Annotated in this window: 11 protein-coding genes and 1 pseudogene; 6 read left to right on the forward strand and 6 right to left on the reverse strand. The window is 40.3% G+C overall.

The genetic code is table 11. The features are described 5' to 3' along the window. Window positions 1-101: 101 nt before the first annotated feature. Window positions 102-728 carry a hypothetical protein gene (locus WAA20_RS04610; protein ID WP_073387378.1) on the reverse strand — a complete coding sequence of 209 codons (627 nt, stop codon included), beginning with the start codon at window positions 726-728 and terminating at the stop codon, window positions 102-104. A 262-nt stretch (window positions 729-990) separates the two neighbouring features. Between WAA20_RS04610 and WAA20_RS04615 the strand changes: the two genes are divergently transcribed. The 5 genes and pseudogenes from WAA20_RS04615 to WAA20_RS04635 all read left to right on the forward strand — a co-directional run bounded on the left by WAA20_RS04615 (window position 991) and on the right by WAA20_RS04635 (window position 6,232). Next, entirely contained in the window at window positions 991-2,202 is a 1,212-nt protein-coding gene (locus WAA20_RS04615) for a cation:proton antiporter (protein ID WP_338802300.1), read from the forward strand. Window positions 2,203-2,305: 103 nt separating this feature from the next. Further along, window positions 2,306-2,413 (forward strand): annotated as a pseudogene (locus tag WAA20_RS04620) (rubredoxin); the annotation flags it as partial. Between the two features lie 42 nt (window positions 2,414-2,455). Beyond that, window positions 2,456-3,001, forward strand: a complete 546-nt coding sequence (rbr, locus tag WAA20_RS04625) for a rubrerythrin (protein WP_242951169.1) — start codon at window positions 2,456-2,458, stop codon at window positions 2,999-3,001. A 163-nt stretch (window positions 3,002-3,164) separates the two neighbouring features. Beyond that, complete coding sequence (locus WAA20_RS04630) at window positions 3,165-5,015, forward strand: glycoside hydrolase family 36 protein (RefSeq protein ID WP_073387375.1); 1,851 nt, start codon at window positions 3,165-3,167, stop codon at window positions 5,013-5,015. An 86-nt stretch (window positions 5,016-5,101) separates the two neighbouring features. After that, window positions 5,102-6,232, forward strand: a complete 1,131-nt coding sequence (locus WAA20_RS04635) for a GGDEF domain-containing protein (RefSeq protein ID WP_073387374.1) — start codon at window positions 5,102-5,104, stop codon at window positions 6,230-6,232. 64 nt (window positions 6,233-6,296) lie between these two features. On the opposite strand, the gene WAA20_RS04640 is transcribed toward WAA20_RS04635, so the two are convergent. Beyond that, entirely contained in the window at window positions 6,297-7,388 is a 1,092-nt protein-coding gene (locus tag WAA20_RS04640) for a ribose-phosphate pyrophosphokinase (protein ID WP_073387372.1), read from the reverse strand. Window positions 7,389-7,592: 204 nt separating this feature from the next. Further along, window positions 7,593-9,980, reverse strand: a complete 2,388-nt coding sequence (locus WAA20_RS04645) for a phosphoketolase (RefSeq protein ID WP_073387371.1) — start codon at window positions 9,978-9,980, stop codon at window positions 7,593-7,595. 435 nt (window positions 9,981-10,415) lie between these two features. Here WAA20_RS04645 and WAA20_RS04650 point away from each other — a divergent pair, with 435 nt between their 5' ends. Continuing rightward, the gene (locus tag WAA20_RS04650; protein WP_073387369.1) at window positions 10,416-11,675 is read left to right on the forward strand and encodes an endo-1,4-beta-xylanase; all 1,260 of its coding nucleotides are present in this window, start codon (window positions 10,416-10,418) and stop codon (window positions 11,673-11,675) included. Between the two features lie 378 nt (window positions 11,676-12,053). Here the strand turns inward: WAA20_RS04650 and WAA20_RS04655 are convergent, their stop codons facing one another. The 3 genes from WAA20_RS04655 to WAA20_RS04665 form a co-directional block, all read right to left on the reverse strand. After that, window positions 12,054-12,818: a helix-turn-helix transcriptional regulator gene (locus WAA20_RS04655; protein ID WP_338802306.1), complete on the reverse strand. Its 765-nt coding sequence runs from the start codon at window positions 12,816-12,818 to the stop codon at window positions 12,054-12,056. A 716-nt stretch (window positions 12,819-13,534) separates the two neighbouring features. Then, window positions 13,535-14,494, reverse strand: a complete 960-nt coding sequence (locus WAA20_RS04660; RefSeq protein WP_338802308.1) for an MFS transporter — start codon at window positions 14,492-14,494, stop codon at window positions 13,535-13,537. Then, complete coding sequence (locus WAA20_RS04665) at window positions 14,475-14,879, reverse strand: hypothetical protein (protein WP_338802310.1); 405 nt, start codon at window positions 14,877-14,879, stop codon at window positions 14,475-14,477. The genes WAA20_RS04660 and WAA20_RS04665 overlap by 20 nt, the downstream gene beginning before the upstream one ends. Between the last annotated feature and the right edge of the window lie 172 nt (window positions 14,880-15,051).

A 15,051-nucleotide genomic window follows, 5' to 3' on the forward strand; every position in this document is an offset into this window, starting at 1 on the left:
CTCTAACGTATTTCAAATAAAAATAAGCATTTTTAAAGGGGACTGTCCTTGTGGACAGTCCCCTTCTTTAAAGTTCAAAAATAAACTTAATTATTTTAGGATTAGTCTTCGTCACGAACGAATACAACTTCAAGATCCTCATCTAAACCTAAATCGCTACCAGCAAGAGTACCTGTAAGGTTGCCATCTTCATAAGTAAGAGGCCATCCTTCACCTTCCTCACCGTCTTCGTCAACGATTTCTACACCTTTAAGTGTAACAACATCACCATCGATTTCGTACTCACCGCTCTCATCTTCTTCAAGCGCTTCCATATCGAATTCCTGCACCATCTCATCAATGAATGTATCTTTATCTGAGTATCCCATTACTTCCCAAATTGAAGTAAATCCAGCTTCCTGAAGATCTTCCTCATTAGTTTCTAATACTTCATAAAGATAATCTTCGATGTTGTCACTCATGAAAGTTCTGAAGTTTTCTTCTGTAGCCTTAGAATCAACTGTAAGGCTGTACTCGCCTTCTGAAAGCTCAAGCTGGTAAGGCATTGTGAAAGAACCTTTCCATTCGTAGTCGCTTGATCCAACTTCATCTTCAAAACTAGCTATAAAGTAGTCTGTGAAGTCAAGTTCAGCAGTATAGTTACCATCGAAGTTCTTTTTGCTACAACCAACAAGTGAAAGAATCATAGTTGTAGCGAGCACGATTGCTCCTAATTTCTTCTTCATCATAATATTTTTTCCTCCTAATAGTGTTTCTAATTAAATAGATTAATTAAACACAGCTATTAATTTTTATCATGTTCCAGAACAAAAAGCAACACATTCGGTAATGATTATAACGAAAAAATGTCAAAATTATGAAAAAAACTGAAAATATCAACCTTGACACCACAGCTTCAATTTGTTAAAACATATACTGTTGTAAACTCCACTAAATGCTAAATTTGCGATAAATGTCATGATTGTGAAGCAGACATTTATCGTTTTTTGTATGTCTAAGGGAAAAGAGGATAAAGTGATGGAAAAGTATGAGTTTTTAAAGGATCTTGCGATCATTTTGTTATCAGCAAAGTTTTTTGGACTTGTTGCCAAGAAATTCAAGGCACCTCAGGTTGTAGGTGAGATCATAGCAGGTCTTATAATAGGTGGATGCTTTCTTGGAATAGTAGAAGAGTCTTCATTTATCTCAGGAATTGCTGAAATTGGCGTTATCATGCTCATGTTTGAAGCTGGCCTTGGCACAAACATGAAAAAGCTTAAGGAAACAGGCGTTAAAGCTACAATAATAGCCTGTGCAGGCGTTTTTATCCCGCTTATTCTTGGTACTATTTTATATATGAGCTTTTATGGATTTGCCGCTTACGGTACAGAAGAGTTCACTAAAGCTCTTTTCATAGGAACTATCATGACTGCTACTAGCGTAAGTATTACTGTTGCAGCTCTTAAAGAGATGGGTAAGCTCTCAGGTACTATCGGAACTACTATTATGAGTGCGGCTATCATAGATGATGTAATCGGAATTATTGTTCTTACAATGGTTCTGGGACTTCGCGATACTACTCAGAATGCAGGAATTGTTATAGTTAAGTCAGTTCTTTTCTTTGCCCTTGCTGCCGTGACAGGTTTTGTCGTATATAAGGTGTTTGCATGGCTTGATACAAGATATGAGCACACCAGAAGAATTACGATCGCATCACTTGCATATTGCCTTGCAATGGCTTATGTAGCTGAGAAATATTTCGGAATTGCGGATATTACAGGCGCTTATGTAGCAGGTATCGTACTTTGTAACCTTTCTGATGCTACATATATTGAGCGTCGTGTTGATATCAGCTCTTACCTTGTTTTTGCTCCTGTATTCTTTGCCGGAATAGGCCTTAAGACAAGCTTTGAGTCTATGGATGGAACACTCCTTGTTTTCTCTATAGCATTTGTAGCTGTTGCACTTCTTGGAAAAGTTGTCGGATGTGGCCTTGTATCAAGAGCACTTAAATTCGGCTGGTCAGATTCTCTTAAGATCGGTTTTGGAATGATGACAAGGGGTGAAGTTGCCCTGATCGTTACCAACAAGGGTCTTGATGCAGGAGTTATATCAAATGAATACTTTTCTGCAGTAATACTACTTATAATCATCAGCTCAATTTCAACACCTCTTCTTCTTAAAATGCTGTATAACAGGGACGAAAAGAGTGCTAAAGCCTGAAATAATTATTAAAAACCCTTAAGTTATTTTGTGTCTTGTAAAGTCCTTTTCATATGTTATCATTGGTATATAGGCGTTTGTTTTCAAAGAAAGGAGACAGGCTATGAAGTACGTGTGTCAGGTATGTGGATACATATATGACGAAGAAAAGGAAGGCGTTCCTTTTGACAAGCTGCCGGATGACTGGACTTGTCCGTGTTGTCATCAGCCCAAATCGGAATTCAAACCAATGGCAAAGGAAGGGGATAAAGACATGGCTAATACAAATCCATACGCAGGTACACAGACAGAGAAGAACCTTGAAACAGCATTTGCAGGTGAATCTCAGGCAAGAAATAAATACACTTACTTTGCATCTGTTGCAAAGAAAGAGGGCTATGAGCAGATCGCAGCTCTTTTCTTAAAGACAGCAGACAATGAGAAAGAGCATGCTAAGATGTGGTTCAAAGAGCTTAAGGGCATCGGAGATACCAAGGCTAATCTTGCAGCAGCTGCTGATGGCGAGAACTATGAGTGGACAGATATGTATGAAGGCTTCGCTAAGACAGCTGAAGAAGAAGGCTTCAAAGAACTCGCTGCTAAGTTCCGTATGGTTGGCGAGATTGAGAAGCACCATGAGGAAAGATATCGTGCTCTTCTTAAGAATGTAGAGACAGCTAAGGTATTCGAGAAGAGTGAAGTTAAGGTTTGGGAGTGCCGTAACTGCGGACATATCGTAGTTGGTACTAAGGCTCCTGAAGTATGTCCTGTATGTAATCACCCTCAGTCATACTTTGAAGTACACGAAGAGAATTATTAATAAATTTTGTTATAAAATCCAAAACTTCCGGGATGCATGTTCCGGAAGTTTTTTTTATTATTAAATGGATGACGAAGATGGCCTTGAATCAGAAAAATACAGTAGAAGTGCGCTTTTGTAATTCTTTTAAGAGATCATAAATATACAGGAGGAGAATTATTAAATGGAGGAGTTTTCATTCCAGCTTAAAGTAAGGGGAGACAACTTTAACGGCCACTATACCAATGGTTTATCCATGGCTAATAGTGAAAGCGTTAAAAGGTGCAAAGTAGTAGAAAAAGATGCCGATAAGACGGTCTATGAAGCAGATAATTACAGGGTTACGGCTTTCCATGTCACGGAAGATGGCGTAACAAAGTGCCATACAGTGTTTGAAAATACATCTAAAGAAGATATTACAATTGAGCTATTGTCTTCATTTTGTGTAGACAATATTGAAGCTGATGTCCTTCACAGGGCAACATCATTCTGGAGCGCTGAAGGAAAGCTCATTTCCCAGAAATTGACAGATCTTAACATGGAACCATCTTGGAATAAGCATGGTACGAGAGTAGAAAAGTTCGGGACTCTTGGATCAATGCCTGTTCGTAAGTGGTTCCCGTTTGCAGTACTTGAAAATTCCAAGACATCGGATTTTATAGGAGTTCAGATATATTGCGCATCCAGTTGGCAGATAGAGGTATTCAGGAATGATGATCCTGTGACTATGTGCGGCGGCCTTGCAGATTTTGATTATGGTCACTGGTGCAAGACTATACATGCGGGTGAGAGCTTTACATCTCCAAGGGCAGTTGTAGCTAAAGGAAAGAGCCTTGAAGAGGTCTGTGACAAGCTTGTAAAGGCGCAGAATCCCAGGATTTCTGAAGTGGATAAGGATCTTCCCATTATTTATAACGAATACTGCACGACATGGGGGAATCCTACTCTTGAAAACATAGAGAAGATCTGCAAATCTCTTCAGAACACCAATGTTAAATATCTTGTTATCGACAGCGGCTGGTACAAACAGCCTGATAAATACTGGTGGGATACGATAGGAGATTGGAATGAGAGCATAGAACTTTTTCCAAATGGAATAAAGGAGATGACAGATCTTATAAAATCCTATGGCCTTATTCCAGGCATCTGGTTTGAGTTTGAGAAGGCAGCAACACTGTCACATCTTTATGAACAGACAGAGCACCTTTTAAAACGTTTTGGAGAGCCTATTACAGTTGATGGTCAGAGATTCCTTGATATGAGAGATGACTGGTGCATAGACTATCTGTCTGAGAAGGTCATAGAGTTTCTTAAAAAGAACGGATTTGGCTATATAAAGGTTGATTATAACGATACTATTGGCGTAGGGTGCGACGGCGCAGAGAGCCTTGGTGAAGGTCTTAGACAGAGCGTACTTGGAACTCAGAAGTTCTTCAAAAAGCTTTCTGATGAGATTCCATCACTTGTTATAGAAAACTGTTCAAGTGGCGGTCACAGACTTGAGCCATCCATGATGGAACTTGTATCACAGGCAAGCTTTTCTGATGCGCATGAATGTAGGAGTATTCCTGTAATAGCAGCTAATCTTCACAGGCTGATAAGACCCGAGCAGAGCCAGATCTGGGCGGTTCTAAGGGCAGCAGATGATTTGGACAGGGTCAACTATATATTAAACTCTACATTCCTTGGAAGGATGTGCCTTAGCGGCGAGATATTTGATATTGGTGAGGAGTCCTGGGATGCGGTTAATAAGGCTATCACATTCTATGAAGAAGTTAGGCATATCATTAAAGACGGCATGACGACTGTAATAGACTGTGAGTGTAATGATTATAATAATCTTACAGGTCATCAGGCAGTCTTAAGAGAACTAGGAGATGAAGCGCTGCTTATAGTACATACCTTTGAAGATGGCGCCAATCCTGATATACATAAATATCTTGAAGGCTACAAGGTTGTAAGCACCTTTGGAAGTGAACTTGACGGAGACTTTAGGGGAAGGTCGTTTTATTTGCAAAAGAGTATTAGACAATAATACTAAAGACTATTAATTAATTTGCCGAGAAATACCATGGAGCCTTTAACTTTATTTGCATTGACGATAAAAGATGGAGCTCGTGGATGAATCTTATCGCTATAGCGGTAGCGGATTATTGCGGATTTATATTACTTCTTGCAATGCTCATCAGCAGCCGCATAAGAATGTCAGATAAATTAACTGAATATAAGATTTTTTCTGCCATCGGCATCCTGTCAGCAGTAGCCTGCGTTGTGGATTTCCTGATGTTTTATAGTGATGGGAAAGATGGCGTTTTGTTTTATATCATCAATCTGCTCGGCAATACATACTGCTTTATAGCTAACCCGATCTTTGCTATCGGCTGGTGCATGTTTACGGAGCTTAAGCTCTATAAGTCTGAGACCAGGATCAAAGAAAGATATAAATATCTTATGATTCCTGGGATTATCCTAATAGTAATATGCATCATCAACCTGTTTTATCCTGTAGTTTTCTATATAGATGAGAACAACATTTATCACAGGCTTCCACTCAGCTATTTTTACTATATCGTAGCAACAGCCTACATGCTCTATAGCGCTGTAGTTGTTAATGTTTATGAAAAGAGATTCGGCAAAGTGAGATTTTTCCCTTTGCCTCTGATGCTGGGGCCGATCGCTCTTGGATGCCTCGTACAGAATATTTTTTATGGTATATCACTTATATGGGTTTCTTTGGCGGTAGGTATTACTTCGATCTACATGTCTATCCAGAATGAGTTTTCATATCTTGATACGCTTACAGGGCTTTATAACAGAGCCTATCTGTATTATGTCCTCAATGCCTTTACAAGAGATACAAATAGCACGCTCGGGGGCATAATGATCGATATGGATTATTTTAAGAATATCAATGATACCTATGGTCATACGTCCGGAGATAAAGCTCTGACAGATGTTGCATGGGTTCTTACGATTGCAAAGCCGGACAAAGCGATTGCAATAAGATTTGCAGGAGATGAGTTTATCCTTCTGATGAAGGATGCTAATGAAGATGAGCTGAAAAAGGCAATTCTTAATGTCAAAAAAGAACTTGCCAAATTTAATGATACCGAAAACAGACCATACAAACTGTCTCTTTCAATGGGATACAGTTTGTATGATCATAAAAATGATGACATGGACAGCTTCTTCAGACATATGGACGAAATGATGTATGAAGAAAAAGAGCAGACGCATTCTGCAAGGGAGTGATACAAAAAAGCTTCCTCCAAAGTAGATAAGGCAATTTGCCAAACTGCTTTAGAGGAAGCGTTTTTTATTGTTTTAAATAGCTTGCTATCATTTCTTTAATTCTCTTTTCAGGCTTAACGAGAGCCTGCATGCTTTCGTTCTTGTTCAGATTATCGATGATAGCTGCAATATAGCGATTCATATTTATGCTGCAGTAGTATTCTTTTTCAAGCAGCTCTTTTTTCTGATATACAAGGTTAGTCGTGAATATTCTGTCGAAAAGCCCCTCTTCATAAGCTTTATCCAGCTTTTCAAATCCGCTTGAAAAAAGTCCAAAGGTTGAGAAGATAAATACTCTTCTGGCACCTCTGCTTTTGATCTGTTTGCATACATCGATTATGCTGCCACCTGATGCTATCATATCGTCAACAACGATAGCATCCATTCCGTTAAGATCTCCGCCGCAGAAATCGTGGGCGATTATAGGATTAGTACCATCTACGATATTGGAATAATCACGCCTTTTATAGAACATACCAATATTTACGCCGTAAACAGATGCAAGGAATACAACGCGTTCTGTAGCGCCCTCATCAGGAGCGATGAACATAAGGTGATCTTTGTCAATCTGAATATCTTCGTATTCGGTAAGAAACCCTTGAGTGAACTGAAGAGCAGGAGATACATTTTCAAGTCCAATAAGAGGCACAACATTGGCTATTCTTGGATCATGGGCATCAAAAGTTACGACTCTGTTGACGCCAAGAAATTCCAGCTCTTTGAGCATGATAGCGCAGTCAAGAGATTCTCTTGTGACCTTCCTGTGCTGACGACCTTCATACATAAACGGCATTACTACAGTGATCCTTGCAGCATTACCATTACATGCCACGATTATGCGCTTTAGATCCTGATAATGATCATCCGGAGACATGCGATTCATCTCGCCGTCCATCTTGTAACGGAGAGAATTGTTGCATACGTCGACCATTATATAAAGGTCCTTATCCCTGACGGATTCAGAGATCATACCTTTGGCTTCGCCGCTGCTAAAGCGTGGACATTTGCATGGGATCAGGTAGTTTTCGGATTCACGCCATTTACAAAGAGTGCTGTTTATCTTTATCCCCTGTTCCTGAAAGGATTCAAGTGCGATTATGGCCAGATTGTCTTTCATATGGTTCTCCTTATATGGTAAAGCGAATTACGAAATATATGGTTCACTTTTATTATATAGGGTTCGATAGAAGAATTATAGTATTAGACATGGATAAGGTATATTATGGGTATAAAAAAAGCGAGGGCCAAATCTGACCCTCGCCAATTTTATATAATTCCCGGTCACTTAAAAGTGCCAGCAAAAGTAGCCATTACAGGACTATTATTTCTCCCATTTCCAGTCAGCAACTTCAGGAAGATCAAGACCTACCTCGTGGATGTACTGCTTGTGCTCAACAAGCTTGTCGCTCATACGCTGGTAGAGATAAGCACCACGGTTTCCAAGCTGTGGAAGATACTTAAGAGCATCCTGTACAAGGTGGAATCTATCGATGTTGTTCTGAACTCTCATATCGAAAGGAGTTGTGATAGTTCCTTCTTCCTGGTATCCGCGAACGTGCATAAGTCTGTTGTTGTGACGACGATATGTAAGCTCGTGAATAAGTGTAGGATAGCCGTGGAAGTTGAAGATTACAGGCTTATCAGTTGTGAAGAGCATGTCATATTCAGCGTGTGAGAGACCGTGAGGGTGCTCTGATGCAGGCTGAAGTTTGAACAGGTCGACAACGTTGATGAATCTGATCTTAACTTCAGGAAGTTCCTTGTTAAGGATTGATACAGCTGCAAGTGCCTCGAGTGTAGGTGTCTCACCTGCACAAGCGAAGATGATATCAGGTTCCTGCCCCTGGTCATTGGAAGCCCAATCCCAGATACTGATACCCTGTGTGCAGTGCTTAACAGCCTGTTCCATAGTGAGCCACTGTGGACGAGGATGCTTAGAAGCAACGATAACGTTTACATAGTTACGGCTTCTTACGCAGTGATCGAAAGTAGAGAGCAGGCAGTTAGCATCTGGTGGAAGATACAGACGTACTACGTCAGCTTTCTTGTTAGCGATATGATCCATGAATCCGGGATCCTGGTGTGTGAATCCGTTGTGATCCTGCTGCCATACGTTAGATGACAGAAGAAGGTTAAGAGATGCGATCTCTTCTCTCCATGGAAGCTGGTTGCAAACCTTAAGCCACTTAGCGTGCTGAGCTACCATTGAGTCGATGATACGGATGAATGCCTCGTAGCTTGCGAAGAAACCGTGACGACCTGTAAGAAGGTATCCTTCAAGCCATCCTTCGCACATATGCTCTGAAAGCATTGAGTCCATAACACGTCCGTCAGCGTTAAGAGCATCATCGATATCAAGAGTATCTGCATTCCATACTCTGTTTGTCTCATCGAATACAGCATTAAGTCTGTTGGAGTTGGTTTCATCAGGACCAAATACACGGAAGTTGCGTGATTCCTTGTTGAGCTTGATGATATCACGAACGAACTTACCAAGTTCTGTCATATCCTGTCCGTCTTTTTCGCCGGGAGCTGTTACATCGAAAGCGTACTTACGGAAGTCAGGCAGACGAAGGTCACGAAGAAGCAGACCACCGTTACCATGAGGGTTAGCACCGATACGTGCATTGCCAGTAGGAGCAAGTGCCTTAAGTTCAGGGATAAGCTTACCGTTCTCATCAAAGAGTTCTTCTGCATGATAGCTCTTGAGCCACTTTGTAAGGATCTCAAGGTGATCATCATGATCCATCATTACAGGAACCTGATGTGCTCTCCAGTAATCTTCAACCTTATCGCCATTTACATAATCAGGGCCTGTCCATCCCTTAGGAGTTCTAAGGACGATCATAGGCCATACAGGACGAGTTGTGTCGCCTGTCTCACGAGCGTGCTTCTGGATAGCCTTGATCTCTTCGATGACGCTGTCCATAGCTTCAGCCATCTTTCTGTGCATATCCATAGGGTCTGAACCCTCTACGAAATATGGCTTCCAGCCCATACCTTCGAAATATTTCACAAGCTCTTCGTGTGAGATACGTGAAAGGATAGTAGGGTTAGCAATCTTATATCCATTGAGGTGCAGAATAGGAAGAACAGCACCGTCTGTCTTAGGGTTAAGGAACTTATTGGACTGCCATGATGTAGCAAGAGGTCCTGTCTCAGCCTCACCATCACCAACAGTAACAGCTGCAATAAGGTCTGGGTTATCAAATACAGCACCAAATGCATGTGCTATAGAATAGCCGAGCTCACCACCTTCGTTGATAGAACCGGGAGTCTCAGGTGCACAGTGGCTTGGAACACCGCCTGGGAATGAGAACTGCTTGAACAGCTTCTGCATACCTTCTTCGTCTTCGCTGATGTTAGGATAGATCTCGCTGTAAGAGCCTTCAAGATATGTGTTGGCAACATAGAAGTTTCCGCCATGTCCGGGACCTGATAATAAGATCATATCAAGGTCATATCTCTTGATAGCACGGTTGAGGTGTACATAAACAAAGTTCTGTCCAGGTACTGTTCCCCAGTGACCAACGATTTTCTTCTTGATCATATCCATTGTTAATGGCTTCTTAAGAAGAGGATTTTCTAACAAATAGAGCTGGCCAGCTGAAAGATAATTGGCTGCACGCCAGTAGGCGTTCATCTTAGTGAGTAGCTCGTCTGTGATAGGTCCTTTTTCTTCACAGACAGTTGTCTTAACGTCTTCCATTTCTTCTCCTTTATTACTTGTGAATCCTTATAAATAGCTGTGAAAAGAGGCTATTTACTTTACTACTTTCCGTGTTAAAAATTAACACGAACTCGATAATATAACATTACGAAAAAAAATACAATAGCAAACTAAAATATTTTATTTAAGACTAAAAATATAGCAATTAATGAAAAAAATCTAGCAAGTATTAAGTATACTTACCAGATGAAAAGTATTAACATAAAGGATTATTTTTTGATAGGGAAAAATCGCGATATATAGAGCAAAACTTAACCAGTTAAGAACAAGATATGATAAGTATGATATCACAATCCTATGATATTGTAAATTGACAGTGGGCAGATTTTTGTCACTGAGTTTATCTGTAACTAAAGTAATATAGATATAATCAAAATAAGTAATCTTTATTTTTGATAAGCATGAGGTTATTTTATGAGCGACAATTTACAACACAGAAAAGGATCCGTAAATGTTCTTTTTACAGATGCAAATGGAAAACCACTTGCAGGTAAGGATATTAAGATAAGACAGACAGGCCATGAGTTCTTATTTGGCTGCGGCGCATTTGATGTTCTTCCTCTTACAGCTCCTCAGGATGGCCCGAATCTTGCCATGTATGATGATGATAAGGCTAAGACCAGAGCTATGTTCCAGGACAGAATGGATAAGTGGACTGATATGTTCAACTTCGGCACACTTCCTTTTTACTGGGGAGGATATGAACCAGTTGAAGGCAAGATCCAGTATGAGAGCAGAATGAATGCTGCCAAGTATCTTACAGAGCATGGTGCCAAGGTAAAGGGACACCCACTTTGCTGGCATACAGTATGTGCTGACTGGCTCATGAATTATGATAATGCAACTATCCTTCAGAAGCAGCTCGACAGAATTAACCGCGACGTAACAGCTTTTAAGGGTACTATCGATATCTGGGATGTTATCAATGAAGTTGTTATCATGCCTGTATTTGATAAGTATGATAATGCTATTACAAGAATATGTAAGGATTTAGGAAGAATCCGCCTTATTAAGGAAGTATTCGAAGCTGCCAAGGCTGCTAATCCGGATGCGACACTCCTTATCAATGACTTTAACCTTTCAGAAAGTTACAGAATACTGATCGACGGATGTCTTAATGCAGGAGTTCCGATCTCAGCTATCGGAATCCAGACACACCAGCATCAGGGATATATGGGCAAAGAGAAGCTTGAAGATATTCTTGAGAGATTCTCATTCTTCGGACTTCCGCTTCACTTTACAGAGAATACACTCGTGTCAGGACACCTTATGCCACCTGATATCGTGGATCTTAATGACTATCAGGTTGATGAGTGGCCTTCAACTCCTGAAGGAGAAGAGCGCCAGAAGAAGGAATGGTCTGAAATGTATCATGTCCTTTTCGAGCATCCTTTGGTTGAAGCTGTAACTGGCTGGGATCTTGCAGATGGTGCATGGCTTGGAGCTCCAAGCGGTCTTCTGAGAAAAGATGGAACGCCTAAGCCTTCTTACCTTGAGATCAAGAGACTTATCAAGGAAGAGTGGCATACAGAATATACAGTTCATACAGATGAGAATGGACGAGCTACAGTTGAGGGCTTTAGAGGCTCTTATGTAGCGGAAGAAGGCGATGCAAGCGCATCATTTACAATTTCAAAGAGCAGTACAGAAGAAAAACTGTCACTTGCTCACTAAAACTGCTGTTTCCTAAAAATTTCAATAAATACTTCAAACCAAAAGCGGGTAGGCTTCATGTCTACTCGCTTTTGGTTTGGGTGAGATTGTCGCAAAGGGAGAAGATTCCAGAGGCCGATAGTTGATAAATGATTTTGTGGTCGTGAAAATTATATTAAATTCAAGGCATGATATCTGGAATAATATATTCTGGGATTCATAAACTCGCTTCGCTCAAACAATGAATCCCTTACAAGAATATATTATTCCATCTATCAAGCTCTTGAATTTAATATAATTTTCAAAGACCACAAAATCATTTATCAACTACCAGCCTCTGGAATCTTCGAGTTTTTGGCAATGTCTTATATGTGCGAAGCTAGAGTTGATTAGTTTTAGTTAATTAAGTAGCGTGCTTTCGAGATAACGTATTAGTGCTTTAATGGTCTCCTGGTATTGCTTAAAATAAATTTTAGAATCAACTTTTTCTATATGTAATAGGTTCTGGTCAAAAAGCGCTGATGTATGGTGGGAGATTGTTGCAGTGGTAAGACCGAGCTTACCAGCGAGCTGGGCACCGTACATGGCTTCGTTTTTGGTGAGCTCGAGGATTTCGAGCTTACTTTTATCGGACAGGAGCTTTAAAATTGTGAGAGCCCTTTCTTCTGTTAGCATGTTCCTGTTTTTGATAACAGAATCGAAAGTCAGGCTATCGCTGAAGATAGCTCCGATCAGGACTCTTGGAAGGGAGGATTCTAATGAATCACCTCTGATGCTGAAGCTTATCTTGGAGCACTGGAGATAGGATATGTGGATGATGCTATCCTTGGGGTAAGTGTTTTCTTCGGTGGTATCACCTGAGAATAACTTCTTCATTATGAACTCAATAAAAGGCTCTTTTCCAACTTCTTTTTTAGTATATTCAATGGTTCTTTGGCCGAAGGCTTCGAGCTTTTTTTCGTGCTTCTTGATGATCTTAGCAGCGCGTTCGAGAAGAGGGAAGAGGATTTCTATGTGCTCATCACGGTGGAGGTAAAGTTTTTGAAGCTTTAACTTATCGCTGTCACTTAGATTGGCTTCAAATATGGCATCGAAGATCTCGGTGGAAGATACGTCTTCTTTATCGTCACCTTCGGAAGAATTTGATTCAATGCTCTTTACCATTTGAAAAAAGAACTTATTGTATTTGTTTTCATCTATCTCGGATAAGTATTTTTTGTAATCCTTAACTGAGATATTATCTGCGATATCGTCAAATGGGCAGCTGCTACCCTCGTTTACGAATAGAATATTTACAAAAGAAATGACAAACTGGCCTTTGCTGGAAAAATAGTATCCGATAGTTTCAAGGTCGTCTTTAAATTCTTTTCTGGCATCTTCTTCGATAGAGGATAGTTCTTCTACGAGCTTTTTTCCTCGGGACCGGGAACGATTCCGTGTTTGTCGGCGCTTTCTGCCATATAGGTGGAAACATAGGGAGCGGGATGAGATAAGATATTAAGTAGCGCAAGGCTTTCTCCAACGTATTGTATTTTATAAGAATAGTTATTCATCGGCTCCTCCAAAGGGGTATTTGATTTATTTATGCTATGAGGTAGGTGTCAAAAGTTCCTTTTGACACCTTATGACTAACGGATTGTTCCGTTTCTTCGAAACTCTCACATCTACGTTCCACTCCGGTCGGCGCAAAGCAGACATCCCCCGGATGTCTTGCGCCCTAAAACATTCGCAAATCCGCACTACGTGCTACTTTGCTCATGTTTTGCGGGTCATAAATTCATATTCGATTTCGAGCAAGCTCGAATCGAAATGACTTTTGACCCTTACGTCATATTATTTTTAAATCCATATGTTTTGTAATAGGATAAAAGATGAACAAGTCAGCACACAGGTTCGGGATTTTTATGGCCTTCTTCTGTATTTGAGATGGCATCTGCCATTTCTTTACTCTGAGCATTTTTCTGTTTCATCTCGGCTTCAGCTTCTTCGATAGCTTTAGAACTGGTTGTGAGCATGTAGATACCAAAAAGGAAAGCAATAATACCTGCGATTATCAAAATAGTCTGTGTTGATGTAAATTTTACCACAATTCCGATGATAAATGCAGCTACAGGTGTGATGGCACAGGAAATGGCACCTCCGATACCGGATACTCTTGCGAGGTAGGATTTATCTATAACATTGAACATTTCAACGCTTATATACATGTTTCCAAGAGCTACTCCAAAGCCAAGTGATGCACACAGAACGATCAGAACAATGGCAGCTCCAAATCTCTTTTCATAAAGGGGCTGTGCTGCAACAAGGCCGATATAGAACATAACGATGAGGCCTATCATCATGATTATAGAAGCTTTGCCTGTCAGAAATTTTCTGATAGAAGGGAATAAAAGTGAGCCGAGGAGTGTTGAAACTGTGATTGTGATTCCCATGATGGAAAGGAGCTCCGGGCCGCCTTTTAAAACTTCAGTCATAATAGGAGTCTGAAGGCTATTGATGGGAACAAGTATACCATTTAAAAACAGAGCTACGAATGCGAATACTACAAGGATTTTTTTGCCAGCGCAGTATTTAAATCCGTCTTTAAGTTCATGTATATAGCCTGAAACGCTTGCAGTAGCTTCTTTTTTGAGTTCTTCTTTAGGGAGTTTCATCCATGCAATGAAGAGAGCGGAAAGAATGAATGTTACCATATCAAGATAGATGGCTCCGCTACTTCCAATAAGAGCGATGATAGCTGCAGCCATACCGGTTCCGACGAGCTCTGTTATGGAAGAAATTGAAGTGTTAAGAGATATAGCTTCATTATAAGACTCTTTATCAACGATCATAGGGAACATTGCAGTGCCTGCTGGTGAACGGAAGGCTTCTGCTGTGGATATAACAAGACTTAAAAGACCAATAAAGCGGAGCATTCAAAAAGCCCATCATAAGACCTGTAGCCATAATGCCAACGCAGATGGCGCGTATTATATCGGTTATGATCATGATGTTCTTTTTACAATGATTTTCAACCCATGGACCTACAAGAGGTGTGACAAAAATAGTGGGAAGGCGGTTGATAGCATATATAATAGCAGACCAGGCAGCCTGACCTGTGAGTTCATATACGATCCATGAAGAGGCAATGGCATCTACAGAATCACCAAAACGGTTAACAACAGTTGAAGCAAGATCTTTACAGTAGTTTTTGTTTTTGAATAACTTTCCATACTTGGTACTCATACGCATTCTCCCTGATATTTGATTGTCATTTGACGTGTTCCGAAAACATTAGATGAATATCTAACACATCTTTCATTGTTATCATATACGTATATTAGATGAGTGTCAAGCGACAGGTTAGATGATAATAAAATCGCTACGATGTTGCATTAAAAAAAATCAATAATGCCAG

It is taken from the genome of Butyrivibrio fibrisolvens, assembly GCF_037113525.1.
GTDB lineage: Bacteria > Bacillota > Clostridia > Lachnospirales > Lachnospiraceae > Butyrivibrio > Butyrivibrio fibrisolvens.